Genomic DNA, 26,136 nt, shown 5'->3' on the forward strand with positions numbered 1-26,136 from the left:
CCCGTGCGGGTTGACGGTAGAGCTTTGCTCTGCCGCCTGTAGCCTGCATGTCTGCTCCCTGGCTCTCTTTTCATGGTGGTATGCTATAATGAAATATAGTCGCCGTTTAGAGCAATTATAGTCAAGGAGTGATACATGCAGAAGGACTCGCAGCAGGAAAAGCAGTATGACTCATACTCTTCTGAAGACAATGCAGCCTTGCAATCTGGCCTCTTTGGAGGCTCCCTTGTCATCTCAGAGTCCCCGGATGCGGAGGAGACAGCTTCTCCCTCTCCACACCATTCAAGCCAGCTAACAGATCAAACGAGCCTGGCCGCATGTGCCCTTCCTTATCGTCAGGAGTTACTAGTGCGGGGAAAGTCGCATTATACTGTGACATGCTTCCTTTCCGACTTGAAGATGTTCAGTGAACATATGGGCCCGGATACTCCTGTAGGACGGATTGTGAAGGAAGATTTGACGGATTGGCTGATGAAGCTCAAGTTCGGTTCTCCCGGTCATGTCCCAGCCCCGAAGACAATGGCACGGCGCGTTACCTTTCTCAAGAATTTTTTCTCCTGGTTAGCACGTGAAGGAGTGCTGAAAGAAGATCCTTCGGCGAGTCTGGTTTTAGAGCGTCCCCTTCCTCCTTTGCCGGAGTTGCTCTATGCCGACGAATTGAGACGTTTACTTCAGGCTGCTTCAGAAGATGCCCGGTGTCACTGCCTGGTGTACCTGACGCTCTACGCCGGGCTGAAGAAAGAAGAGGTAATGCGCTTAAAAGTCAACCACGTTGATCTGACTGACCCGCTTCACCCCTTGATCACGATCCAGTTCCCTTCATCCAGTGGTAAACAACATCGAGAACGTCGCCTGGTCCTTCCCGCCGAATTTACTCGCATTTTCCATCGTTATCGGGAAGAATACCATATTGTCGAAGATGTTTTTAAGTGCACTGATCGAAATCTCAACTATATTCTGGCGCGAGCAGTGAAGGACGCAGGTATTCAAAAACGCGTCACGCTTCAGTTGCTGCGTGATACCTTTGCGGTGGAACAATTGCGAGCCGGTGTTCCTCCCGAAGCGCTCCGTGAGAAACTGGGGTTATCAGAGGAAGCATGGCTTGAGTCTCGCGAGAAATACCGCCGTCTGGCATTCCCGAAATAGGAGGTAAGCAGAGTGCAGGGCGTTTTTTATTGTCCTGCACTCTCTGCTACATGGGAAACCGGGGATAGCGCTGATAGTAGCGCTTGCGCAGCACCCTGCTGAGGAGCAGCGCATTGAGTAGAATAGCCGCCATTGCCAGTGGTCCCAGGCAGATCAGCCCGATACCAAAGGTAAAAATAGTCCCTAAGATCATGATCGGCCAGTACAGGAAAATGCTACCAAGCAATAAAAGGATGCCGGGAAGGGGTCTTCTGGCAAGGAGCCAGCCAATACCAAAGATACCAAGAAACGATAGAACTAATTCGAGGATGAGAGGATTAACCCCTCTGGGAGCAGTGGTGGAAACTGGTGGGATATACGCTGCTGTGTGAGATGCAGTGTAATAAGTGCTCTCGTTGTAGGTTGTGTCACCCTGTGGCCCCTGATAATGTTGTTCTATTGTGTCGTTTCTCATGCTGGCTTGCTGATAGTGAGTATACCCTGTTGCGACGGCCGTTGGTTTGCCACAGGACGGACAAATAGCGGCGTGTTCTGATAGGTGCCTTCCGCAATACGTACACTGCATGGTGGGCCTTTGTCCTTTTGCTACACGTTTGATGTACTGTTTTTGTTCCTCAATGGAGAAATCTTATCCTGGATTGCAACTCCAACCCTGAGCACTGCTATGGATTTCTACTGTTCCACTCTGGATAGTTTGTAAAGTATACCACGGTCCCGCCGGTGGGTGCTGAATAAGCGGGACGTCCTTTTCTCTGGCGCTTTGGGCTGCCGGAGTGATGATCAGATAGGATGGATGGGCTATCTGTAGCACGCTCTGAAGAGCTGATGGGAAGGCTTTCGTTGCGCTTCCCACGATTTGTACGATATCCGCCTGTAATGAATCTCTGATTTCTTCAATCTGGTTCAATGCATAACTACTCATGGCAGTTGCACCTAGAAAGAGCATACTGAACTGCGGCGTGACCAGTCTGAATATCAGGCTGTTATCTCGAACCTCGTTGCTCCCCTGGTGTAATTCCTGCAAGGGCCAGAGTATGTGTAGTTCGCATAAGCTTCCCAGGGGAAGAATTGTTCCCCTGCTCACAGGTTGATAGTGCAGATTTCTCTCGTCTATAGTACGTCTCCATAAAGCGTAGGTTGCATCAGGATGAAGCATTCCTGCGTCTATTACTGTATTGATATGGTATCTCTCCACAATAGTTTGTAAACCTGCAATGTGCTCTCGTCGCGGAGTAGTGAGCAGTAACATATCGAGTGTATGTCGCCAGAAGGGAAGGCGGCTATCTAGTTCGCGGGAAAGGAGAACCGGGTCAGCTCCCCCATCAATCAGCGCAAGTTTGTTGTCTTGCGTCTGAATCAAGATTGCTTGCCCTTGATGTGTGGTCTCAGTGACGGGGAGAAACGTTACGGTGAGTTCGCCGCGGGCCGGAGGAAATGCTGCCAGCAAGCCGATACAGGGGAGCATTCCCGCGACAAGGACAAGACGCAGGAGCTTCCAGAGCGGTTGATGCATGCGCTGCTGTGGTTGTTCTGCTGTAGTGGTAAGTGGGCGTAGCGCGATAATACCAGCCAGAAGTAGCATATAATAGGGGATCGCGAGCCCGGCGGGAAGCTCTCCGAGTGTAAGGCTGGCATAGGGGAGCTGAGCGCACCAGCGAATAACGGTATCTGTATACCAGAGGAGAGGCCAGGCCAGCCAGGCACAGATCTGTGCGAATGGCAGGAACACAAGACCCAGACCGCTGATTAGCAGGCCGAGCAACATCAAGGTCCCCATTGGCGGCCCTGCCAGGACGTTCGCGAGAGGCGAGATCAGGGAAAATTGATGAAACGGAATCACCTGAATTGGAAGCGTTGCAAGTTGAGCGGCGAATGTGGTTGCCAGTGGTTCTTGCAACAGGGTACAGAGTGGAAGCTTGCGAAGTGGTCGCAAGAGCCAGAGCAGCACCGGGGTAAGCACGACCAGCCCCAGTGTTCCCGCAAAAGAGAGCAGAAACCCGATATCCCAGAGTAGAAAGGGATCAAAGAGAGTAAGGAGTAGCGCCGCAAAGGCCAGTGCAGTGTATACGTTGTAGATGCGACCCATGCGCGATGCCAGCACAACCAGGGCACCCATCAGTGCCGCCCGCAATACGGCAGGACCAGCTCCACAGAGTATACTATAGAGGGCTATGCAGCTCAAACTGAGGAGACCGGTAAGCCATTGTCGCCAATCACGGAGCCGCTGCGCTGGCAGTGGTGACTTTCCCTTTCTGGGCTGAAGATAGCGAAAGCCTCTAGTCAGTAATCCGGTAAGCAGGGTAATCTGAAAGCCCGAGGGGGAAATCAGGTGCGTGGTATTGGTCAGACGAAGTGCTTCTTCAAGAGGTTGAAGCTCGGGTAGGCGCACATTGAGCAGAAGAGCAACGAGAAGCGATGCCTCTGGCTGCGGGAGTGTTTGTAACAGTATATGGACAAGGTGCATTCGCCACTGATAGAGCGTTTTGAGCAGTATATTGCTTTCCTCATCCCGCACCATGATACGCGGAAATGACATGCTCGCTTGAATGTCAGGTGAATGGGTGAACGGTAATTGAAGTTTGCCCCGAAGCTCAAGGCTGTCGCCATAGCTGGCTATGTAGGGATCATTCAGGGCAATTGCCCGAAGCTGAATAATGATCTTTCCCCGGGTTTCGTGCCACGTCTGTCCATCGTCTTCACTGAGCTGGTTCACAATCACAATCAGGGTGCGACTTCGTTCATGAAGCCTCGGTTCATCTACGACGATGCCCCGAAGGCTGACCGACTGTTTCAGATAGTTGGTGAGCACATAGGGATTATCGTGCTGTATCGCTGTTGTATAGCGCCACATACCCAGAAACAGGCAGAAACAACAGGCGAATAAGAGCCAATACAGGGGGAAGCGCCAGCAGAGGACGATGCTGGCGAACAAAACCCCCAAGGCAAGAAGAAACAGGGGAGCAGGCAAGCCAACAAAAGATGCGGCGAAAAGGCCGATATGCCATGCTCCCGCCAGAAGAACCAGTGTTAGGCCGCGCAGGTGTTCAAGAAGCCGCTGCTGATTGATCATGGTTTTCACTCGCTAGACCGTAACCTGCTTTTTGATTCGGTCATAAATGCTCTGGCTGATAACCTGCAACAGATCTTCAACGGCGGTATAAGGGCCATTACGAGTGCGGTAATCGACGATTGCCTGAGCCGTCTTGCTGCTCACATGCAAGATCTCTCGTAGCTCATCGACGGTTGCCTGATTGATGTTGACCTGCTCTGTGTTGCTGTCCGATTGGGTATCATCCTTGATGCCCGGAACGCCACCCACATATGTTGGGGGAACTTCTCCCAGTTTGGTGACGTAGACCTCCTGCCCATCCTTCAGCTTGGCAGCAAGATTCAGGGCAACAAGGTTGGCATCTGGTAGGGGACCGCCGGCGGCTTTGAGCAGGTGATAGACGCGTGAGCCAGCGTCCAGCGAATAGATGCCCGGATGTTGGACTGCACCGATAATATAAGCCTCAATTTTAGCCGTTGTTTTTGGCGGGTCGGGTTCCTCGCTCCGAGCAGGCATTGTTGCTTTGACCGATGGCGTCACTACTACCTGATGTGTTGACGACGGTAAGGGAGCAGTCCAGGCGAAATAGAGCGCTACGCCAAGCAGGCTGCTCAGTACCAATGCCACAATCAAGGTACCGTACTGAGGTTTGGGGCTTTTTGATGGTTCAGGTTCAGCCTCGATTTCATCGATGTCGTGGATTGGTTTGTCCTCATCATCGATGGATGTAGAAGCTGAGATTGCATGATGGCGAAATGTGGGTATGTCATCAATAAAGATCGGACGGATGTCGTGGTCCTGGTTTGAAGAATGATCCATACAACCAGCCTCCCCATTTATTTAATGATGGAACTCTAGCATAGAGTGCTATATATGTCAATAGATAAATGTGAAGTACTTCTATTTATTTCTCCGAAAACAATTTTCTTGTGTAAAAAGATGTTTTTATAAAAAGGAGGAAAAGAAATTCAATCCGGAAGTATGATTGTCCAAAAAAGGAAGAGAAAGCGGTCTCCTTTCGGCAGGAAAAATGATTTCTCGGAATCTCTAAAAAAAGTCCCGAAAACGGCTTGAGAGATGTGGCTGTTTATGGTATATTGTTGGGTGTAAGTTCCCGTAGCTCAGTGGATAGAGCAGTGGTCTCCGGAACCACGTGCGCAGGTTCGATTCCTGTCGGGAACACTCAATATGGGAAGTGGCTCTAAAAGCCACTTTTCTTTTTTTTTGGACTTTTCCAAAATTGGACATAACCTGGGCGCATCTCCTCAAAAACCTGGTGTATAGTTTCTCCTGGAATAGTTTTCACTATGCTCTCGGTTGTTTATCCTTAAAAGTTTCTTCTGTATCAATGCTCTTGTTCTTACTAAGGCATAGCTTATAGATAGAGAAAATTCGATGTACATCCTTTGCGGATGACTATCCCCAAAAAGGGGGGATAAAAAGAACGAAGTGCTGATTACTCAAGCAAATCAGTACTTCTTTTTTTTGGGGGTATGCTAGAAAAAGGCAAGTCGCTGTACTTATATGGTGTCTGTTTGCTTATTATGTGGCTGGTCCTGGAAAGAGGAAAAAGAGAAATCCTGTGTCAGGAATACCTTTACAGGCAGACCAAAAAGGCCGCGTTATGGGTGCAAGGCGGCCTGAGGTTGGAGGGCCGAGCGTGGTTTACTGCTTGCCGTCATTGGTTGTCTGGCAGTCTTTGCAGCGACCAAAGAGTGAGAGCGTGTGTCCTTCAATCTTAAAGTTGGTCTGATCTCTGATGGCAGCGAACTGCTCTTCAGGCAAGCAGATATCTACTTCAACAACTCGTCGGCATTGGGTGCAGGTTAGATGGTGGTGATGGGAGTCGCCACAGACTCGATAATGGTGTGTGCCATCTGCGAATTCAACTCGATCCAGTAGCCCTAGATTGACCAGTTTTTCAATTGAGCGATACACTGTTGCGCGTCCCAGTTTTGGTTCTTCCTGGCGCATTTCCTGCCAGAGATCGTCAATCGTGAAATCGGTTTCGCTGGCAGCAAGTTCTACCAGGCGTTGCTCAATAAGCCGCCGGGGACGGGTATGACGCTGACTGACTTCGTCAAATGCGGCTCGGATCTTTTCCGCAAGTGATTTGACCTCTGCCACGGTTTTACTCTCTTTCTAATGATGGTAGTCTTGCATGCATATTCTATAGAAGGACGGCAGAAACGTCCAGCGAATACAGGAGTATAGGCTTTTCGGCACCGGAAGTCGCGTGTGTCATAGACGAATACTCGTTGCAGAAAGCGGGGATAGCCTCACTTCAGCGTATGTGAAAAAAAGATGGCTTATGCATTGGTGTATCTCTGGTGTTGTTCAGTGAAACATAGATGGACCAATCTGTTCAATAATAGTTATTGAGACATTATACCATAAAGGCTGGCAAGCAGGAAAGGGTTCTACAAGAGCCGGTCCCAGGTCAATCAGAAGAATGGTGATGTCTCTGTCCATGATGGATGCAGTATTCCAGGAATACTGAAACTACGATGGAGATGTCTGCTGCTCATCGCTCTCAATACTGCGTTCAAGGAGCGCTGCAATAATTTTCGTTTTCTGCTCTTCCTGTTTCTCGGGAGTGCTCAGACTCTGGGCTATCTCGATTGCCAGCAAGGTATCTTGCATCCGGGTCAGTTGATTGAAGTAGCGGCTCATCTCTTTGATGCTGTTGCGATAGAGCAGGAACTGTGATCCGCCAACAAATTGAAGCAGGATACCGGCAACGCTGGTCAGAATGGTGATGGTCAGGTTCTGAGCCAGATTGAAGTAGAGTATACCGATGCCCGCGATGAGTACCAGAAAGCCGACGCTAACCGAGATCACGCAGAAAGTGAAGCTGCTGGTTGCCTGTCCTCTATTGATCGTGTAATAGATCTCAATCTGATTGAGCTGGAGCTGAATGCGGGTGAGCACATTTTCTTTGTCCTTTTCCAGCACCATTGCATAGATGTCATTGATGCGCTGCTTGAGCTGATCGATGTCATTTTTGTCGTTCAGTACCTGCTCCTGTAAGGTTTCCAGAAGCTGTTCTTTCTGGCCAATTTTGTTCTGTATCTTGACGTTGAGATCGTTTCTCTCCTGCGTCAGGTTGTTGAGCACTTTTTCGTGCTTTCTTGAGGTGAGTGTGGGTGGAATGATAAAGCCCACTAAAGTGATGAGAAGTGCGGAGATAGATACCAGTATTGCCAACCAGGGCTGATCCATTGTTGTAGTGCCTCCAAAGAGATGGAATGCAGGAGCGAGATTGAAATGACAGCTCTCTAGTTGTAATGACGTGAAAGAGGGCGGTTTTTCAAAAAAGAGACTTACCAGGAAAGAAAAAAGGGTAGAGACGTGCGCTCTACCCCAATCAGAAAAGAGAGGTGTGTATTACTTGCCAGTCGCTGTCTTTAAGGCACTTTCCAGCGCGTTGAGTTGGTCAAGCATCCAGTTCTGATAGTCTTTATCTTTAGGCATCGTCTCTGTGACTGAGACGAGCGGAATAGCATTGGCTTTTGCCTCGTTTTGCAGTTTTGTTGTGAGCGGGGTCACAGTTTGCTCGTTATAGACCAGTACCTTGATCTCTTTATTTGTCACCTGCTTGTTGGTGGTTGCCACAACGCTTGCAGGAGGATCATTGCCCTCTGCGACCGCTTCCTGAAACTGTTCAGGGGTGATCACCTTCAAATTCATAGGGTTGCTCTGGTAGGAGAAGATGCTTTCCGTCTGGCCTATAGGTGTTCCCGCGTAGGTCGCCTTAATCGAGTTCATCTTTTGCTCGATCTGTCCAAGCGCTGTGTTGACAGCCTTGAGGTTAGCGTCATAGGCGCTGGCATTGGTGCTGTCGAGCTTTTTCAAGGCCTCGGCAATAGAGTTTGCCACGGCCTTCATATTAGCGGGGCTATACCAGACGTGTTCGTTCTCTTCCAATTTGGTGGGAGCGACATCATAAGCTGTCACCACAGTGCGGTTTTCGTTGGGAGAAGCCGAGAGCAACTTATCCATCCACTCGTCATAGCCGCCACCATTTTTGAGAACGAGCTGTGCTTGAGCGACCAGTTTACCGGTTGTGACATTTGACTCATATTCATGTGGGTCGACTTCGGGATCAGTAATAATACTGGTGACAGTCACATGTTTGCCGCCAATTTGTTCCGCTATATTTCCATAAAAATTGGTAGTCGCAACAACATTTATGGTATTTGAACCTGTCGTATTTTCCCCACTACATGCGCTTACTAAAAGCGCGAAAATAAATGTCAGTGTGAGTGCACCCACCACTTTTTTAAGAGAGGTCATTCCATTTCCCCTTACTTATAATTAATGATACTGCGTATCTGTTTTACTTAGTATAGTACAGGTTCAGGGGAATGTCAATGAGATAATGTATCATTAATTCTTGATATTTTGTCTCAGTAGTCTTGATTTTTGGGGTTGGACGTGTCATACTTGAAATTGCGCTTAACATTGTATATGTTAGATAGAGAGATTCGAAAAGCGAAAACGTGTGTGGAGGTGAGTTGTACGTGAGAGTTGCTTTTGTGGGAAAAGGTGGAAGTGGCAAGACAACATTTTCGTCATTATTTAGTCGCTATCTGGCATTGCAGCGGGTGCCTGTAGTGGCGATAGATGCTGATATTAACCAACATCTGGGCGTTGCCCTGGGCTTATCAGCGGGCGAAGCGGCAGCGATTCCGCCTTTAGGATTAGAGATTGAGCGTGTGAAGGAGTTTCTGCGTGGAACCAATCCGCGCATCTCTTCAGAGCATGCGATGATCAAAACAACGCCACCGGGGCATGGATCGCGCCTGTTGCGCCTCGTCGAGGAAAACCCGATATACCGTTATTTTGAGCGCGAGATCAATGGAGTGCGCCTGATGGTAACTGGACCCTTCGGTCAGGAAGATCTGGGACAGCGCTGCTATCATTCCAAAGTAGGAGCGGTTGAGCTGCTCTTGAATCATCTGCTGGATGGGAAAAACGAGTATCTGGTGGTGGATATGACCGCTGGCGCTGACTCATTCGCTTCCGGGATGTTTACAAAATTTGACCTCACATTTCTGGTTGTTGAGCCCACTATGCGCTCGCTTGGCGTGTATGAGCAGTATAAAGGGTATTGCCGTGACTACGATGTCAGGCTATGCGTGGTCGGGAACAAAGTTGAGGGTGAAGAGGATCTGGCCTTTTTACGGGAGCATGTCGGTGCTGACCTGCTGACCTGGTTCGAGCGTTCTGCCTTTGTGCGAGCGCTTGAAAAGGGACGCACGCTCCCTCTTGAGCAGCTTGAAGTTGTGCATATGCAGGCTCTAGGGGAGATGAAGCGTATGGTTGATGGCTGTCAGAAGGATTGGGAGAAACTCTATCGTCAGGCTCTTGAGTTTCATCGTTTAAATGCTCTCTCCTGGGCGAATGCTGCGGTTGGTGAAGATTTGCTTGCTCAGATTGACCCTGAATTCTCACTGGCCGAGCATATATCCGGTGGAATGGCAACTCATGCATGATGTATTCCTGTCTCAAGATCGTCCATACGCATGTGTGGATGAGCTTGCTACAGAATACATAGATGAACCGTTTGGTGTGGCCTTCTGGCCTATTTACGGGGTATTATGCCCCGAATGAAAGGAGTACAGGATGTCTCTGAACGTACCGCCAGCATTAATCGAGCAGGCAGAGAAGGGCGAGGTTCGGCTAAGCGACTTCTTGCAGTGTATTAAAGAGTCCTTGCCGTATGCCTGGAATCTTGTTGAAGGGCTTGCTACCCGCCTTCAGACCAGCACAGATACTTTTGTTGATAATCAGGTTCCTCCCCCAAGCGAGAAGGAGCGCGGGCAATTGCTCAGAATGCTGGCAAGTGATTCTATGCGGAACGCCATTGAGCAGCATTTCGGGGTAAAATTGGCCTTCCAGAATTGCCATCGTGTTGCCCTTTTCCGCAAGGATCAACTCGGGAAGGACTACGAGGAATTTATTACACCGCGCAGTCAGATCTTAAACCAGACTCCTGAACTGCGTGATTGTTAGCCGACGCACGTTTATTCCAGCCTAAACGTGCGCAGAGAACAGGGCTCCACTCTCCCCATGTGGAAGGGTGGAGTGCCTGTTTTTTCGTCTGAGGTGACTACCTTAGTGAGTTCTGACACAGAAATTAGGTAGATGTCCTAATGGCAAGATTCTGCACTCTCGTTTATGCTACTGACAATGATATTGTCAGAGGAAAGCGTTGAGCGCTAACAGGAGACGTGCATGTTCCATTTGCATGGTGGATAAGCGCAACTTCCTCTGAGTCATTATCAGGATGATAGAAAGGCATTTTTCAGGTTGGTTGTTTGAAGGAGAACTGTAAAGAATGAAACGGAAGTTGTTTTTCGGCATTGTGGCCGCGCTTCTGGCTGTGACGCTTATGACGTTCGCTTCTCGGCCTGCTTCCGCGCACGGTGGCCGTGAAGTAGGGAAGTATTATTTTACTGTTGGCTTCCTGGATGAGCCTGCATATGCTGGACTCAAAAACGGACTCGATCTGACGATCTGCGATGGCGAGTGTAAATATACCATGAAAGAGGGTTCCCGGGTGATCTCTAATCCGGTCGAGGGGCTTGAGAAATCGCTGAAGGCTGAAGTGTCTATGGGGGGATCGGCTCCACTGGCGCTGACGCTTGAACCCAGATATATGAACCCTGGCAAATATGCCGCCTACTTTATCCCATCAAAGGCGGGCGCATATACTTTCCATATTTTCGGGGCAATCAACGGACAGAAGGTTGACGAGAAGTTTACCAGCGGTATCGATCATTTTAGCGAAGTTGAAGAAATTGCCCACTATCCTCAGACGACAGCAGGGCAGCCCCAACAGAGCGCTTCCACCGATGTAGACGCGCTGCGCACTCAGGTAAACGACGCGACCAACAGGGCGAACACCGCGACCACTATTGGCATTATCGGCATTGTTGCCGGTGTGGTTGGGCTTGCTGCCGCTGGCCTGGCACTTGCACGGAAATCGTCGAAGGGGGGCGCACCGGCTCAAAAAGAGACTATTGATAGCCTGCGTGGCTAAGAGATTTCGACAGGATATTCTGTGGCTTCCTCCGTTTTTATGAGGGTAGATCGCCCGATGATCTACCCTTATCCTCGTTTCTTCTGTATATTTTATTGAGAAGTCTATTTTTGAGTGATTGAGAAAGGCATTATGCATTACCGGAATAGTGGAGCTCTGGGACGCTTGCAGAAGGTGTTCTGGGTGGTGAGTCTGGCTGTGCTGTTGACGTTCTTTCTGCCTCAACGGGCCTCGGCTCATGCTCAGTATGTGCGTAGCAATCCGCCCAAAGATGCAACATTACAGAGTGGAAAAGCTCCGGCTTCTGTTCAGGTCTGGTTTTCCGAAGAGGTGGAACCGGATTTCAGCAAACTGGAAGTCTATAATCAGCAGCGTCAGCAGATTGACCTGAAGGATAGCCATGTGACGTATGGTGACCAGAAATCAATGCAAATCTCTTTGCCTCCTGACCTGCCCGATGGTCCTTATACTGTCGTTTTTCGCAATGTTTCACGAGAAGATGGACACTCCAATGTTGGCAGTTTTAGCTTTCTGGTTGGGAAAGGGACGCTGCCGACCGATACCAGTGCGCTGATTAGCAAGCTTCAGCCAGTTGAGAACTTTAATGGCTGGAGTATCTCTATTCGCTGGCTCAATTATCTGGGGGTGGCTGGCCTGGTGGGCTCGTTGGCGTTCTTGTTGCTGGTCTGGCGACCGGTTGCTGCACGGTTGTTTGCAAGAGAAGCGATCAGTTCCGGGCTCAACGATATTGGCGCGGGTATTGAGAAATATGTCTATCGCGTCATCCTGGGAAGTCTTGGCGTGCTGATTCTTGGCTGGCTGATGTTCCTGTTCTATCAGACCTATGTCGTCGGTGGTGGTGATTTCTTTCAGCAGTTAAGCAGTGGATCGTGGCGCAGTCTTCTCCTCAGCAGCCGCTTTGGAAGTATCTGGCTGTTGCGGCTTGGTCTGATTGTACTGGCTCTCTTTCTGGGGCTGTCGCTGCGCTATACCGGGCGGAAGATCAGCGATTCTCTGCTTTCCTGGATCTTACTGCTTGCCGGTCTGGGTATCGTGATTACGACCTCGCTGAACTCCCATTCATCGGGGACCGCGATGCCGTGGCTATCGCTGCCCTCGGATATGCTGCACTTTGGCGCTACCAGCTTCTGGATCGGTGGCCTGCTGGCTCTGCTGCTGACGATCCTTGTTGCCTGGCGGGTGCTCAAGCCGGGTGCTGGCGATCGAACGCGCTTCCTTGCCATTTTGATTCCGCGTTTCTCTGTCATTGCCGGTATCTGTGTGGCCGTGCTGGTGATCACCGGTTCGGTGCAGGCCTATTTTCTGCTTGGTTCGTTTGCTGCATTTCTGAACAACGCATACGGTGTGACACTGACAATCAAGCTGGCTGTGTTTGTTGGCATTCTGGTGCTGGCAGCGTTCCATCTCTTGCGCATCAGTCCGCTGATGAAGCGCTTTGCACAGAGTAATGATGAGGAGCAGGGAGCGTCCTCCCTGGTTGCAGGGAGGATACAGCGGGCATTCCGTCGCTCTTTGCGGGGTGAACTGCTGTTTGCTGTGGCCTTGCTTGGTGTGGTTGGCATCCTGACCAGCCTGAGCCCTCCGCCGCAGGGAGGAAGTGGTAGCGGCTCAATTGAGCGTACAGGGACGGCTGGCGATATCAGCTATAAGATGGTGATTACTCCTGGCATGGTTGGGAGCAATACCTTTGGTCTGTATCTGAAGGATGCCAGTGGCAAGCCTGTAGAGAAGGCAGAAAATGTTATTGCCCGCTTTACCATGCTTGATATGGATATGGGTATACTTGATGTGAAGCTGGAACCTGTCGCGGAGACACCGGGCCTGTATCGGGCAACCGATAACGTTATCAGCATGTCTGGTGACTGGCAGGCGACGCTGATCATTATGCGTCCTGGTGTTGACGACGTGCGGGCTTCGTTCAAATTTGTGGTGAAATAGCGCCGAAATTTTCTGCGCACATAGATATGCGGGAATACTGCAAGATGCAGGTTCCCGCTTTTTTTATAAGGGCAAGTAAGCGGCTTCTGTAGCGTTGATATGCAATATGGATAGGTGAATATAAATGGATTACCAGGCTACTCTATGGTACTATTTGTAACAGATGTATGTGCTGACGGCGTTTTGTGTGAGTATTTTGAGGGGTATTTTTGAAATTGGCAAACTCCCATCCTTCTATAAGTGCAGGGCGAAGCATATTTCCCCTGCGTGCCATTCTCCTACCGTGGCTTCTCCTTGTGCTTGCCTGGGGGCTGCTACTTGGCGCCTCTCTGACGGGGCAGCTTGTCTGGCTGGATCATGACTATCTGCTCAAAGAGAGCGGGCTGTCCTGGTACCTTGTACTGCCTGTTTTTCTGGTCGCCTGGCTGATAATGCTTGGCGCTATGATGTTTCCTGTTATTTTGCCGATTCTGGGTAATAGCTTCCCAGATACATTATGTTTGCGTATGCTCTGGAAGAGGCAGGCAGGCTTTCTTGTTGGTTATAGCGCGAGCTGGACGCTCTTTGCCTGTATTGCTCTGGTGGGTGATTTTGGGGTGCATCAACTGGTTGAGCGCTGGTGGTGGTTATATACTCATTCCTGGCTGATACTGGTTAGTTTGCTGTTGCTTGCGGGGCTCTATCAGCTCAGTACATGGAAAAGGCGTTTCCTCTCTGGCTGTTGTCGCTTTCAAGAATTACAGGGCCACTCACTACGTGCTGGTCTGAGCTATGGCTATGTCTGTGTTGCGTCCTGCTGGCCGCTGATGCTGCTGCTTTTTGCCACAGGAATGCAACAGTTGCTTGTGATGGGACTTTTTACCGTACTGATGTTATGCGAGCGTGAACTGCAGCAGCGTCATCTTGTCTGTCTGGTGAGTGGTGGGGTGTTGTTGGCGCTTGCTGTAGGCCTGGGGATCTATCTGGGGATCTATAATGCTCTGGCCTCTGTGTAGGAGAGAGAGAAGCGATGCAGGTCAGAAAGGGGCAAGCAGCGATCACTATCCTTTCGTGTGCTTGCTTTTCCTTAGTAAGTTAGCTATACTTTACACAGTTGAGCAGTGATGAAACAGACTGCTTTTCTTGTAAGATACAGAGATTCTTTGTGATAAGGGAACCGATACACATGAAGCGTTCAATCGGACAATTATTACTTTTCGTGCTTTCGATTGCGGGGCTCGCCATTTCAGCTTATCTGGTGTATGTGCACTTTGATAGCAAGGCGCTGGTCTGTTCAAACTCAGGATATGTAAATTGTGAAAGCGTACTGACGAGCTCACGAGCCTTTGTTCCCGGTACACGAATTCCTATAGCATATATGGGCGTGGTCTGGTTTGTGGTCAGTGGGGTGATCGCTTTTCTGGCCTGGAAGATCTGGCCGCAGAAGCGCGGGCTGCTTATCACACAGTTAGCATGGGCTATTTGCGGTATTTTGTCCGTCCTCTATCTGGTCTATCTGGAAATTGTGGTGTTGAACGCCATCTGCGCCTGGTGTACAGCTGTCCATGTGATTATTCTGGCAATGCTGCTCCTGAACGTGATCCTCTTTACGCGAACCGATGCAGATGAGGAGTATGAGCTTGAGGAGGAAGATACACCTTCCCTTTCTTCAGCACATAAATAGAAGCAGAAACAAGACAAGGGGAGCGGTCATCAGCGTTTGGCGATGCCGCTTCCCTTTTTTCTATTCCCATTTGAATGTCTTGATTGCGACAAAGAGGATCACCAGAACCCAGACGATCAGTACCAGCAACTGACTGAGCGGAAAGGCGGCGCTCGGGCTCATCGCTGCCTGAAGCGCTTGCGTCAGTGCGGTTGAAGGGAGAATGCCTGAAATGGCTGCCAGCGGCGCCGGAAGTCGATCAAGCGGGACAATACCGCCGCCGATCAGCAGGAAGACCAGAAAGAGCGCATTTGCACCTGCCAGTGTGAGTTCGGCGCGGAGCGCTCCCGCCATCGCAAGGCCAAGCGCGGCGAATGCAGTTGTCCCCAACGCAACAAAAAGCAGTGTCAGGAGCAGCGATCCCTGAGGTTGCCAGTGATAGAACAGGACTGCAATACCAACCAGAAGCGCGACCTGAACAAGCTCCAGGACCAGAATAGAGATAATTTTTGCCAGAATTAAGCCGCCACGGGAGATGGGCGAACTACCCAGACGCTTAAGGACGCCATAGTAGCGCTCGTAGGCGGTCGCAATGCCAAGATTCACCATTCCAGCCGCAATAATAGCAATAGCGATGATGCCCGGCAGGAGGAAATCAACGGGATTCCCTTTCAGGCCGGGAACAATATTCAACGAGGTGGCGAAGATCAGGAGAAGCGCGGGGATAATGAGCGTTACAAGAATGTTCTCGCCCCGTCTTGCGGTCAGCAGAAGCTCATATTTTGTCTGGATGAGCACTTGCTGGAGGAAAGAAGCCGCCCTGTTGTCGGTTGTTGTGAGTGTGCTTGCCATCTATTCTCGTACCTCCGAGCCAGTCAAACGGAGGAATAAATCTTCCAGTGAGCCATGACCGACGCGTAATTCAGAGAGGGTGATCTGCTGGTCACGGAGCCAGCTTGCCAGTTCTGCGATCAGCGCCGGGATGTTTTCGGGGGCGTCCGTCTCCACAATATAGCTGCCTGCGCGGAGCTCGCGGGCGGCTGTGGCGGAAGGCAGAGCCGCTGCCAGGCGGTTGCAATCCAGGCCAGAAGCTGCCACAAAACGAAGGCTACGGGCGTTGCGCGTTCCCATCATATTTTCAGGTGTGTCCAGCGCGATCAGGCGACCATGATCGATAATAGCGACTCGGTCGGCCAGGCGTTCAGCTTCATCCATCAGGTGGGTGGTCAGCAGGACCGTGACCCCTTTTTGTTTGAGCTCCTGAACGATCTCCCAGGTTGCCAGGCGGGCTTGCGGGTCCATGCCGGCTGTGGGCTCGTCGAGAAAGACCAGTTGTGGATTGCCAACGAGTGCAACTGCCAGTGCCAGACGGCGTTTCTGCCCACCTGAGAGTCTGCGACACCGTGTTTTTGCCGCCGAGGTCAGCCCGACTCGCTCAAGCAGCTCATCCGGGTTCTGGGGATGCGCAAAATAGCCAGCGAAGAGATGCAGTACCTCACGAGCGGTTAAGGCTGGATAGAGCCCATCCTGTTGCAGAACGACACCGATCAGGGGCTTTAAGGTCTGCGCGTCTCGAATCGGATCGAGACCGAGGACGCGAATAGTTCCGGCATCCGCTTTGCGATATCCCTCAAGTGTCTCCACTGTTGTGGTTTTTCCCGCGCCATTAGGGCCGAGAAGCGCAAAGACCTCGCCCCGATGGACACGGAAGCTGAGGCCATCAACGACCGTATGCGGACCGTAGCTTTTTTTGAACTGTTCAACGGTAATGGCATCCTGATAGCTCTCTCTCGAAGAGGTGTCCATTACCGTTGTCTGCGGATAAGCAGACATACGATATCACTCCTTGCACGATACCTGCGTACATATCCAAATGCTATGCCATACCAGATACGCTGTTACGCTCGCTTGAAATACCGTGAGCAGGCTGAAACTGGTATCGTGACTGATAAGATTCTCTGTTTTGTACAGAGAGAGTAGCGGGTTTATCTGTTCTTTGTATACCTTACAGCAGTTCGTCCTGACTGACAAGGTTTCTTTCTATTGAAAGAAATAGGCCAAAGGGAGCGCCTCGACGCCCTCTATTTTTCTCCACCTGTGCCGACAGTAATAAGTACAATACCGAAGAGAACCACCAGAGCTATAAGCTTGAGGTAATATGCCGAAATTATGGTGAGAAAAATTTGACGTCTGATAGTGTCTGGTGCTACACTATCTGGAAATATACGTGCAGGGAAAATACCGGAGGAATGATAGAACGGTGGTAGTGTTTTCTTTTGCACGATTTGCCTTCTGGGAAGGGTACACCAAAAACGTACCGGCATTCAATCAAGAGTAATTCATTTGTTGTGTATCGACTCCCTGAGATCTTTGTTATGGAAATGTCATACATGCAGTGGAGCGTGTATGTGAAGAAAGATGAACCTGTATCCCGTGGGGGAGTCCAGCATGCGTGTGCACGTGTGCTGGCATTTTTTATAGGAGGAAGCTGTTAACTATGTCTTCGCACTACGTGGGCGGATTCGAGGAGAAATTTGCGAAAGAGGGGCTGACTTTTGACGATGTTCTGCTGATCCCGGCTGCCTCTGATGTTCTGCCTCGTGATGTCTCTACCCGGACGCTGTTTTCGCGCAATATCGAGATCAACATTCCTATTGTCAGCGCCGCTATGGATACGGTAACTGAGGCCCGTTTGGCTATTGCTCTGGCCCGAGAGGGCGGCATTGGTGTGATTCATCGCAACCTCTCTATTGAGCATCAGGCGCAAGAAGTTGATAAGGTCAAGCGCTCGGAATTCGGTATGATTACCGATCCGATTACACTGGGACCGGATGCTGCTTTGAGTGAAGCCCTGGCTGTGATGGCACGTTTCCATATCTCCGGTATTCCCATTACCGAGAATGGAAAGCTGGTCGGTATCCTGACGAACCGTGACATCCGCTTTGAAACCAACCTGGAGCGGCGCGTTTCTGAATTGATGACCAGTGAGAACCTCGTAACCGTCCCTGTAGGAACCACACTGGAACAGGCTCGCGAGAGCCTGCATCGCTACAAGGTTGAGAAGCTGCCCGTTGTGGATGAGCATGGCATGTTAAAGGGTCTGATCACCATGAAAGATATTCAGAAGAAGACCCGCTTCCCCAACGCAGCAAAGGATGAGTATGGGCGCCTGCGCGTTGCCGCTGCTGTAGGTGTCGCTGATGCGGATGCACGCTGCGAAGCGCTGGTTGAAGAGGGCGTTGATGCGCTTGTCGTCGATACCTCGCACGCGCATTCGCGGATGGTTATCGATACTGTTGCGCGAATTAAAGAGCGCTTTGGCAAGCAAGTTGATGTGATTGCCGGTAATCTGGTTACGGCGGAAGCAACCGAGGCACTGATTCAGGCCGGAGCTGATGCAATCAAGGTCGGTGTTGGCCCGGGTTCAATCTGCACGACGCGTGTGATTGCCGGTGTTGGTATGCCTCAGATTACAGCGGTGTACGATTGTGCAAAGGTCGCGCATCAATATGGTGTTCCTGTTATTGCTGACGGCGGTATTCAGTATTCTGGTGACATTGCGAAAGCGATCGCTGCCGGCGCTGATACTGTGATGCTTGGTAGCTTACTTGCTGGCGTAGATGAGAGCCCCGGTGAACTGATTATCTCACATGGTGAGCGCTTCAAAGATTATCGTGGTATGGGTTCGATTGCCGCGATGAAGCAGCGCAGTTACAGTAAGGATCGCTACTTCCAGGAAGGCCAGAGCGAAGGCCAGTTGATCGCGGAAGGTATTGAGGCGCGTGTCCCTTATAAAGGGATGCTCGGGCCGTTGGTCTATCAGCTCGTTGGTGGTCTGCGGCAAGCAATGGGATATACAGGCTCGGCGACTATCAAAGATATGCAGGAGCGCACACGCTTCACCCGGATCACCGGCGCTGGACTGCGTGAGAGCCACCCGCATGATGTGATGATTACCAAAGAAGCGCCAAACTACGGCACCAAGCGCCACTAAAAGACACATGTTTGAGCAGGAAGCAGGTTTTAACGGCCTGCTTCCTTTTTTTGTTGTAGAAAGGCAATCAGCTCATCCCAGGGATAGGGACCGGGGCAGAAGTGGCGATGAACCGGGTCCATCGAGAAGTGGCCGGTAATGCCTCCCGCGGCTGTTGCCAGTTGCATCGGGATGTCGTGTCGCGCGCAGATGCTGCGAATCAGGCGAAAGCTGACCTGCTTTTGGATCTCGGTCAATTCGTCTGAGTTGTCGCGGCTGGGTTTGACATGCTCTATCGAGATAGTCACATAGTTCGGGTTGAGGGCCCTGTTCCACCAGGGAGCATGGCCTTCAGTCACACCACCATTGCCCCAGGCGGCGTGGCACTCACGTACCGATTGCACAATCACGCCATCGCGCCCGATGGTATAATGTGTAGCGACATCGGCGGTCTGGAAGAAGTGACCGACGGCTTCGGCGCTTTCAAAGCCAGCCATGCACGATAATCCAGCGCGGGCGATGTCCGTTTCGTCCGGAAAAGTAGTTCGGAGAGGGCATCCAGAGGACGCCTGGCTCATCAGTAGCATCTATCGACATAGCAAAACTCTCTGTAACCTGCTTCTTTGCTTTCAAAAGGGCTGTAAAGACGATCAAGGTGTGCTAGAATAGAAAGCCGGGCCGGGTTGAAGCCTTTTGACGATAACCGTATAGAAAGTGCATGAGCGTAAAACCTATCGGGAGTAAAGAAGTACGTAAATTACGGATATCCTATTAGCCAAGAGGTCCCATGCCATTGCGCCCTTATTGAACTATACGCTAGAATGAGCGAAGGGTCACTCTATTCGGACTTATATCTTATAAACGAAGTCTACCAGTGCCGGTGCGCGGAGGACAGCAATGGTTGATCTAAAACAGACACTGAGCCGCTTTCTCTCTGTACCTGGAGTGCGTCAGGCGATCCTGGTGGGGCGTGATGGGCTCTTGATCGAGGGGCTGACGCGGGAGGGAAAAGAGGATATGGAAGCTGTAGGTGCCATTACAACCTCAGGGTTGAGCGCGGCTGAAGCTTTAGGAAGGGAGATTGCCAGGGGGAGCGTTGTTGGTGTACTGATGGAGTATGAACATGGCATTGTCAGCATTGATCCATTGGGGGATTTCGCCCTGCTCGTCACCTTGCTGGATAATGCCTCGGTGATTGGTCGCGTACGTCATATGGTGAAAGCAAGTCGAAGCGAGATATTAGAAGCTCTTGATATAGTATAGTTTAAGGTTTAGTTAATGATGTTGAAGGAACTACAGAAATGTCTGGCGTGTATACGGAGGGCGGCGCGTCCATGGAACAGTTAACAAATCTGGTTATCTCTGACCGCGAGTTGATGACTATTTCAGCATTATTGGCTAAATTAATGAATGATACCAATGCCACTTCAACAATGCTGCTCGACAAAAGTGGTCAGGTGGTAGCTGTTCAGGGTGCGGAATCCCGTAGCAAAGCAACCAATCTCGGCGCGTTGCTGGCGGGTGTTTTCTCCTCTTCTCGTGAGGTTGCTCGTCTCCTCAATGAGAAGGACTTCCGCAGTATCTTCCAGCAAGGTGTTCAGGAGAACATCTACACTGCTATGGTGGAAGAACAGTGGTTGCTGGTGATTATCTTTGATAAACTCACTCATATTGGCCTGGTGAAAGTGCTCTCGAAAAAGGCGTCTGATGAACTGGGACGTATTCTAGAGCGTGTGCGAAACGATACATCGCGTACCAAGTCTTCCGTGATTAACCTTCAGTTTCGCTCGTCCGTTGAGGATACCATTGATCTGCTCTTCCGGGATTAGAGGAACCTGGCACCTATGGCACTTATCAATGTTGCAACTCACGAGATTCATTGCAAGATCGTGTATTACGGCATAGGCTATTGTGGCAAGACAACAAACTTGCAGCATGTCTATAGAAGCATCAATCCCAATGCCCGGGGAGAGATGCTCTCTATTGCGACTGAGACCGAGCGTACTCTGTTCTTTGATTTCCTTCCCCTGGATCTCGGAACAGTACACGGGTTTCGCACGCGTTTCCATCTTTATACTGTACCGGGCCAGGTGCTGTATGAACGCACGCGCCTGGCTGTTTTAAATGGTGCAGATGGAATCGTGTTTGTTGTTGACTCACAGGCCGAGAAGTTTGAGGAAAATGTCCAGAGCATTGCCGAGCTGGAAATGAATATGCGCCGTCTCGGTAAGGATCTGGGCCATTTCCCTTTTATCTTGCAATGGAATAAGCGCGACTTACCGAATGCTCTTCCTGTGCCTGTGCTGGATCGCTATTTAAATCGGCGTCGCGTTCCCTCATTCGAGGCTGTTGCCTCCGCAGGGAAAGGCGTTTTTGCAACTCTACGCGCTATCAGTAAAAGCATTATTTCGCAGCTCTAAGCTGTTCTCTGTGGAAGCAATCCAGTTATTTTTTGAACCATTCTGGCGTGTAGATATCCAGCAGTCGGTAGAAAGAAGAAGATATGTCGCCCGGGAGCTGTTCCCGTGGCGTGTTTTGTTTGCGCTTTTTGAGCCGAAGTGAAAGAGGCATCTCTTTCCTTCGGCACTTTTTGCTGCTATCCGCGCAGAGTTGCGATCAGGCGTTTGGGCTTTAAGAGCAGGTCAATCGCATGAATAGGGCTGGCTACCACGACATCAGCCGCGACCAGGGCCTTGATTGATCCTCCTTCCAGATTGACAACGGCAATGCCAAGTGCTGCCAGGCGCAACATCCCGCTATCGTTTGCCCCATTGCCAATGGTGACCACTTTCGAGGGGCCCAGTTCGCGGACATAACGGAGCTTCTCTTCTCCTCGGTGGGTGATATGGATCTTATAGCCAAGCGTTTGTTCCAGTCCCGAAATATTGTCGTGTGTGCCGGCGGAAAGCAGGTGAATGGTTAGATGCTCGGAGAGCTTTTGTAGCCGCTCGGCCACTCCACTGATGGCTACTCCATCGACGGCCAATGTCCCGTTAATATCAAAAACGGCGTGATGCAGTTCAAGGCTATTTCTTTCTGGAATTTCGAGCTTAATCATAGTTCCTCACCAAATTCATACTAATGTTTGTTCGTCTGTTGTGATCCTTAGCAGGTTTCGCAAACTGCTGTAAGCCTGTGGAGGTGAGATAATGCGCCGCGGGCTTCATGCTCTTTCATGGATGGTTGCTAGAAGAGCTGCCGGTTCCACGGAAATGAGTGAAGGCGCCTCTACAGCCTCCATTTACTCGGGCGGGTTTCTGTATCTATGAAGGTGGGAAAACCCTCTTCTGAACGAACATACGAGACAATGCGATATGGAGCCTTAGCGCGAGATAGCAGTAAATATATCCTGCTTGTTGGTGATCAGGTGCAGAAGTTCCTGTAATCCCTGCCGGGCTCCCTTGCGTTGCGTTGCACTGAGTGTGGTATCAGCGGTGAACTCGTCTTCATCAAGCACGAGATACTCGCCATCGGGTGTGACCCAGACATCCAGATAGAGATCTGCCTGCCTCACACAATTTCCCTTGATCATAGCTGGTTCAACAATATTGCAGTACCATCCCTTCCGCTCTCCCTCTGCACCTGCAATATCAAAAATATTAAACCAGCGATCAGTATAGTAGTATTCAAGGAAAGAGTCACCAGGCTCGAAACGAGTGTAACCCAGTTCTTTGGTCGGAAAGGTCCAGTAAGCCTGAATGACGATACCATTGGAAAGCTGCGCATGTAGCTCTCCCTGATACCGGATCTTCTCCTCCCCTTTGGGATCACATTTTATGACGGTATACATAGAATATCCTCTTGAAATAACAGAGCAGCCCTTCATAGATAGTCTAACCTATGGGGACCGAGAATTGCAATGACAATTCCTCCCTTCATAGAGCAGTGGGGCGAGCCGTGCTGCTCAAAAGGGCACGCCACCCGGAGTGGACCCCTTTTTACTTCGATAGCGAGTTTGCGTTTCTTTTTATTGTACGTTACAGAATGGCTTCTTGTTTTACACGGTGTGCTTCATATGATAGCGTTTGGTGAAGCCGTTGGATATATTCGGTTTCTGTATGTGGAGATATGTTATACTATAGCAGCCATGATGAATCTTGATTTTGTTTGCCAGCATCCCGATGTCGTGCGTGAGGCTCTACGCAAACGGCATAATGCGCAGAATATAGATGAAATTTTGCGGCATGCAGAGCAGCGACGCGGCCTGATTACGCGGCGTGATGGGCTCTATAGCACGCTGAAAGAGGTCAAAGAGAGCCTGCGAACCGCTCTTCCAGAGCAGCGGCCGCCGCTGAACAAGCAGATGAAGGCTATTATGCATGATATCCAGCTTCTTGAGCTACGTATCTCGGATATCGAGACCCGCTTGCAGAGGCTGCTACTGTATTTGCCCAATATCCCGCATGCTGGCGTTCCTGAGGGAAAACATTCAATCAACAATCGTGAAGTACACCTCTGGGGTGAGCCTCTGTCGTTCCATTTTGAGCCTTTGCCCCACTGGGAACTGGGAACGCGCCTGGGAATTATTGATGCGGAAAGCGGAGTGCGTGTCGCTGGTAGTCGCTTCGTCACTTTAAAGGGTCTGGGAGCGCGGCTTGAGCGTGCTTTGATTTCGTTTATGCTGGATGTCCATACCCGGGAACATAGCTATACCGAGGTGATGCCGCCTTTTATGGTCAAGCGCTCGGTCATGCAGGGTGCGGGACAACTACCCAAATTTGAAGAGCAGGCATATGCCTGTACAGCTGATGAGCTCTTTTTGAATCCTACCGCTGAAGTGCCGCTGGTCGGGCTGCACGCAGACTCTATCCTCTCCGGTGATGAGTTGCCGATTCGCTATGCAGCGTGGACGACCGCGTTTCGGCGTGAAGCTGGCTCAGCAGCTCGGGCAACACGAGGGTTGTTGCGTCAGCATCAGTTTAACAAGGTTGAGTTATTTCAGATCACGGAGCCGGGCAGATCGTATACAGTGCTGGGCGAGATGCTGACTCATGTGGAGCGTATCCTTCAGTTGTTGGAGCTTCCTTATCGTGTGGCCGAGTTATGTGGTGGAAAGCTCCCATTTAACGCGGCAAAAGCCTACGATGTTGAGGTCTGGATGCCCAGCCTGGAACAGTACGTTGAGGTTTCATCGATTAGCAATTGTGAGTCGTTTCAGGCACAGCGAGCGAATATCAAGTATCGCCCGGAAAAAGGAGCGCGAGCCGAGTATGTCCATACGCTCAATGGCTCTGGCTTGGCAGTCGGGCGGACAATGGCGGCAATTCTGGAAATCTACCAGCAGGCGGACGGAACAGTGATTGTTCCAAAAGTACTACGCCCTTATGTCGGGACTGCCGTGCTGACAGCTCGCTAAGGGTGGGCTATAGAGGCGCGTTGACCCTCAAGGGGGAAGAGAAAATCCACCAATTTCAACCTTTTTGGCAAAAATTCCGTGAAACCCTCTTCCATATTTAAGAAAGATGTGGTATAGTAAATCCCGGAAGGATGGCAGAGTGGTCTATTGCGGCTGTCTTGAAAACAGCTGGGTGATGAGCCCCGGGGGTTCGAATCCCTCTCCTTCCGCTTCAGGGTTAGAGGTCTTCTTTCTTGTTGTCGATTTCCCAGACGCGCTATGAAAGAAGGCCTTTTATTACAGTCAGTCCGGCACACATGCCCAGGCTGCGCCTTGAAAGCATGCAAGCATGCGTGCTTTGTCAGGTCAGGGATGCAATCCTTTCTACAGGAATACATCTCCACCTTGCAACTATTGGTGATAGTCTCTCCTGGCGTGATGTGTATAGAGTAAGGGGGATGTGCTATACACACGACGCTTAGTGTATTTTGGACGGACGGTGAAGTAGAGTGTCTTTTATTGGTACATTAGAACAGTTTCCTTTGTCTCAGATTTTGCAACGTTTAGAGGCATATGCTAAGACCGGCTTGTTGGTCGTGAAACGTGGCGGACAGTGGATTGAGTTCTATTGTCGCGATGGCCGCTTGATCTGTATAGGTCCGTTGCGCACCAACGCCACGCTTGGCGAGCGCCTTGTGCAAGAAGGTGTGATCTCGATGCAGGCCGCGCAAGATGTTCAGTTCGCGCTAGGGGCGGATGCCCAGAGTGAGACGCGGACGGCACTGGCTCTGATTGATCGGGGACATGTGAGGCAGGATGATCTGCGTACATGGGCGTATCAGAATGCCCTGAAAGTACTTCAGGTACTTGTGCGCTGGAATAGCGGAGAGCTCTATTTTGAAGAAAATGCTGCTCCTCCACCTGAACGCCTGCTGGTTGCTTTAACGATTTCAACACTTTTGTCCGCTGCGTTCTCCGCGCAGTCTGCTCCTCAGCCGTCTTCTCAGTCGTACCCTGCGTCCCCCGCTTCACAACAGGGTATTCCTCCAACACAGATGTCACCGTTGCAGCCTCAACAGATGTCGCCTATGGCTGCGATGCAGACGCAGATGTCGCCTGTGCAGCCGCCACAGATGTCACCTGTACAACAGTATCCTCAGATGTCGCCTGTGCAGCAACAGAAGCCAGTTCAGGCACCCGCTGCCCCGGCAGAAGAGCCAGTACAGCCCGGAACGGTCAGTGCCTCGCAGCTCTTATTTGATGCCATTCCAGCGAGCAACTCGCTTCCGGCAACCGAGTCCATCTCGCCGGTATTTAATAATAACTATAACAACTCGATGCACGCGGTTGATACGCCGTCGCTTGCGGGAATCAATGCGCCCAAGACCTCGCCCTACTTTGAGCCTGTGCACAATCCTGTAGTTCCTCAGCGTATTGATACGTCGTTTATGCGTCCTGATATGGTATTGATTCCGGCTGATCTTTCGGCACTGCGTGACCAGAATCCGCAGTATCAGTTGACGCCGGAGCAATGGCGTGTCCTGACGCGCGTTGATGGCAACACAACTTTACAGACTGCCTGTCAGGAGCTGGCAATGCTTCCCGATCAGCTCTGTCTGGTCGCCGGTGAGCTGGTTGCGATGGGTTTGATCCATGTCGCGCCTGCTTCTGCTGCGAACACCAATGAGTTGTCACCGGCTGCGGACTTGCGTAACCCATTGTTGAATAGTGGTTACGTTGCGCCTGGATCTGCTGCAACCACGGTCTCTCCCTGGACACCTGCGCCGGTTTCAGAGCCGTCCACAACTCCGTTTTCCTCTGCGTTTCCTTTTGAGACTGAGTCACAATGGGGAAATGGTGGCAATGGCGCGACCTTTGTTCCCGGGCGTGGTTGGGTGACTCGACCTCAGTCGGCACAGCCGAGCGGTCCGATTGCCTTGCAGTCAGGGTTGTATGCTAACCATCAATAGTCGCAATCTTTGTG

24 protein-coding genes and 2 tRNA genes are annotated in these 26,136 nt (G+C 50.8%); 15 read left to right on the plus strand and 11 right to left on the minus strand.

Annotated features, from left to right (window positions below; all coding sequences use genetic code 11):
• Window positions 1-135: 135 nt before the first annotated feature.
• Window positions 136-1,146: a tyrosine-type recombinase/integrase gene (locus KTH_RS28480; protein ID WP_111320457.1), complete on the plus strand. Its 1,011-nt coding sequence runs from the start codon at window positions 136-138 to the stop codon at window positions 1,144-1,146.
• A 46-nt stretch (window positions 1,147-1,192) separates the two neighbouring features.
• On the opposite strand, the gene KTH_RS28485 is transcribed toward KTH_RS28480, so the two are convergent.
• The 3 genes from KTH_RS28485 to KTH_RS28495 form a co-directional block, all read right to left on the minus strand.
• Window positions 1,193-1,600 carry a hypothetical protein gene (locus KTH_RS28485; RefSeq protein WP_111320459.1) on the minus strand — a complete coding sequence of 136 codons (408 nt, stop codon included), beginning with the start codon at window positions 1,598-1,600 and terminating at the stop codon, window positions 1,193-1,195.
• Window positions 1,601-1,774: 174 nt separating this feature from the next.
• Window positions 1,775-4,216 carry a ComEC/Rec2 family competence protein gene (locus tag KTH_RS28490; RefSeq protein ID WP_497622256.1) on the minus strand — a complete coding sequence of 814 codons (2,442 nt, stop codon included), beginning with the start codon at window positions 4,214-4,216 and terminating at the stop codon, window positions 1,775-1,777.
• Between the two features lie 12 nt (window positions 4,217-4,228).
• A complete protein-coding gene (locus KTH_RS28495) occupies window positions 4,229-5,014 on the minus strand; it encodes a ComEA family DNA-binding protein (RefSeq protein WP_111320463.1) in 786 nt (261 codons plus the stop codon).
• A gap of 291 nt (window positions 5,015-5,305) precedes the next feature.
• Between KTH_RS28495 and KTH_RS28500 the strand changes: the two genes are divergently transcribed.
• Window positions 5,306-5,377: transfer RNA gene (locus KTH_RS28500), tRNA-Arg, on the plus strand.
• A gap of 483 nt (window positions 5,378-5,860) precedes the next feature.
• On the opposite strand, the gene KTH_RS28505 is transcribed toward KTH_RS28500, so the two are convergent.
• The 3 genes from KTH_RS28505 to KTH_RS28515 form a co-directional block, all read right to left on the minus strand.
• Window positions 5,861-6,322, minus strand: a complete 462-nt coding sequence (locus KTH_RS28505; RefSeq protein WP_497622260.1) for a Fur family transcriptional regulator — start codon at window positions 6,320-6,322, stop codon at window positions 5,861-5,863.
• Window positions 6,323-6,697: 375 nt separating this feature from the next.
• On the minus strand, window positions 6,698-7,417 hold the full coding sequence (locus KTH_RS28510; protein WP_497622261.1) for a TRADD-N-associated membrane domain-containing protein: 720 nt from the start codon (window positions 7,415-7,417) through the stop codon (window positions 6,698-6,700).
• 165 nt (window positions 7,418-7,582) lie between these two features.
• Complete coding sequence (locus KTH_RS28515; protein ID WP_497622262.1) at window positions 7,583-8,491, minus strand: metal ABC transporter solute-binding protein, Zn/Mn family; 909 nt, start codon at window positions 8,489-8,491, stop codon at window positions 7,583-7,585.
• A 227-nt stretch (window positions 8,492-8,718) separates the two neighbouring features.
• Here KTH_RS28515 and KTH_RS28520 point away from each other — a divergent pair, with 227 nt between their 5' ends.
• The 6 genes from KTH_RS28520 to KTH_RS28545 all read left to right on the plus strand — a co-directional run bounded on the left by KTH_RS28520 (window position 8,719) and on the right by KTH_RS28545 (window position 14,865).
• A complete protein-coding gene (locus KTH_RS28520; protein ID WP_497622264.1) occupies window positions 8,719-9,693 on the plus strand; it encodes an ATP-binding protein in 975 nt (324 codons plus the stop codon).
• Between the two features lie 130 nt (window positions 9,694-9,823).
• Window positions 9,824-10,213, plus strand: a complete 390-nt coding sequence (locus KTH_RS28525) for an SCO5389 family protein (RefSeq protein WP_111320473.1) — start codon at window positions 9,824-9,826, stop codon at window positions 10,211-10,213.
• A gap of 325 nt (window positions 10,214-10,538) precedes the next feature.
• Window positions 10,539-11,243, plus strand: a complete 705-nt coding sequence (locus KTH_RS28530; RefSeq protein ID WP_497622265.1) for a hypothetical protein — start codon at window positions 10,539-10,541, stop codon at window positions 11,241-11,243.
• Between the two features lie 132 nt (window positions 11,244-11,375).
• The gene (locus tag KTH_RS28535) at window positions 11,376-13,202 is read left to right on the plus strand and encodes a copper resistance CopC/CopD family protein (RefSeq protein WP_497622267.1); all 1,827 of its coding nucleotides are present in this window, start codon (window positions 11,376-11,378) and stop codon (window positions 13,200-13,202) included.
• A 209-nt stretch (window positions 13,203-13,411) separates the two neighbouring features.
• Window positions 13,412-14,197, plus strand: a complete 786-nt coding sequence (locus KTH_RS28540) for a DUF2182 domain-containing protein (protein WP_497622269.1) — start codon at window positions 13,412-13,414, stop codon at window positions 14,195-14,197.
• Window positions 14,198-14,367: 170 nt separating this feature from the next.
• Window positions 14,368-14,865: a vitamin K epoxide reductase family protein gene (locus KTH_RS28545; protein ID WP_111320481.1), complete on the plus strand. Its 498-nt coding sequence runs from the start codon at window positions 14,368-14,370 to the stop codon at window positions 14,863-14,865.
• A 60-nt stretch (window positions 14,866-14,925) separates the two neighbouring features.
• On the opposite strand, the gene KTH_RS28550 is transcribed toward KTH_RS28545, so the two are convergent.
• On the minus strand, window positions 14,926-15,696 hold the full coding sequence (locus KTH_RS28550) for an ABC transporter permease (protein ID WP_497622271.1): 771 nt from the start codon (window positions 15,694-15,696) through the stop codon (window positions 14,926-14,928).
• Window positions 15,697-16,677: an ABC transporter ATP-binding protein gene (locus tag KTH_RS28555; protein ID WP_497622273.1), complete on the minus strand. Its 981-nt coding sequence runs from the start codon at window positions 16,675-16,677 to the stop codon at window positions 15,697-15,699.
• 664 nt (window positions 16,678-17,341) lie between these two features.
• Here KTH_RS28555 and guaB point away from each other — a divergent pair.
• A complete protein-coding gene (guaB, locus tag KTH_RS28560) occupies window positions 17,342-18,838 on the plus strand; it encodes an IMP dehydrogenase (protein WP_111320487.1) in 1,497 nt (498 codons plus the stop codon).
• Between the two features lie 29 nt (window positions 18,839-18,867).
• Here guaB and KTH_RS28565 read toward each other — a convergent pair whose 3' ends face one another.
• Entirely contained in the window at window positions 18,868-19,314 is a 447-nt protein-coding gene (locus KTH_RS28565) for an N-acetylmuramoyl-L-alanine amidase (RefSeq protein WP_170142434.1), read from the minus strand.
• A gap of 400 nt (window positions 19,315-19,714) precedes the next feature.
• On the opposite strand from KTH_RS28565, the gene KTH_RS28570 reads away from it, so the two are divergent.
• The 3 genes from KTH_RS28570 to KTH_RS28580 all read left to right on the plus strand — a co-directional run bounded on the left by KTH_RS28570 (window position 19,715) and on the right by KTH_RS28580 (window position 21,237).
• The gene (locus KTH_RS28570) at window positions 19,715-20,080 is read left to right on the plus strand and encodes a roadblock/LC7 domain-containing protein (protein WP_111320491.1); all 366 of its coding nucleotides are present in this window, start codon (window positions 19,715-19,717) and stop codon (window positions 20,078-20,080) included.
• A gap of 71 nt (window positions 20,081-20,151) precedes the next feature.
• Window positions 20,152-20,646 (plus strand): roadblock/LC7 domain-containing protein, encoded by a 495-nt coding sequence (locus tag KTH_RS28575; RefSeq protein ID WP_111320701.1) that lies wholly within the window; start codon window positions 20,152-20,154, stop codon window positions 20,644-20,646.
• A 15-nt stretch (window positions 20,647-20,661) separates the two neighbouring features.
• A complete protein-coding gene (locus KTH_RS28580; RefSeq protein WP_111320493.1) occupies window positions 20,662-21,237 on the plus strand; it encodes a GTP-binding protein in 576 nt (191 codons plus the stop codon).
• A gap of 176 nt (window positions 21,238-21,413) precedes the next feature.
• On the opposite strand, the gene KTH_RS28585 is transcribed toward KTH_RS28580, so the two are convergent.
• Together KTH_RS28585 and KTH_RS28590 are read right to left on the minus strand one after the other, a co-directional pair.
• Window positions 21,414-21,875 carry an HAD hydrolase family protein gene (locus KTH_RS28585; RefSeq protein WP_111320495.1) on the minus strand — a complete coding sequence of 154 codons (462 nt, stop codon included), beginning with the start codon at window positions 21,873-21,875 and terminating at the stop codon, window positions 21,414-21,416.
• Between the two features lie 264 nt (window positions 21,876-22,139).
• Window positions 22,140-22,607, minus strand: a complete 468-nt coding sequence (locus KTH_RS28590; protein WP_170142435.1) for a ribonuclease FAU-1 family protein — start codon at window positions 22,605-22,607, stop codon at window positions 22,140-22,142.
• 297 nt (window positions 22,608-22,904) lie between these two features.
• On the opposite strand from KTH_RS28590, the gene serS reads away from it, so the two are divergent.
• The 3 genes from serS to KTH_RS28605 all read left to right on the plus strand — a co-directional run bounded on the left by serS (window position 22,905) and on the right by KTH_RS28605 (window position 26,122).
• Window positions 22,905-24,173 (plus strand): serine--tRNA ligase, encoded by a 1,269-nt coding sequence (serS, locus tag KTH_RS28595; protein ID WP_497623294.1) that lies wholly within the window; start codon window positions 22,905-22,907, stop codon window positions 24,171-24,173.
• Between the two features lie 125 nt (window positions 24,174-24,298).
• Window positions 24,299-24,382: transfer RNA gene (locus tag KTH_RS28600), tRNA-Ser, on the plus strand.
• 279 nt (window positions 24,383-24,661) lie between these two features.
• Window positions 24,662-26,122: a DUF4388 domain-containing protein gene (locus KTH_RS28605; protein ID WP_497622276.1), complete on the plus strand. Its 1,461-nt coding sequence runs from the start codon at window positions 24,662-24,664 to the stop codon at window positions 26,120-26,122.
• Window positions 26,123-26,136: the final 14 nt, after the last annotated feature.

This window comes from Thermosporothrix sp. COM3 (assembly GCF_059696735.1).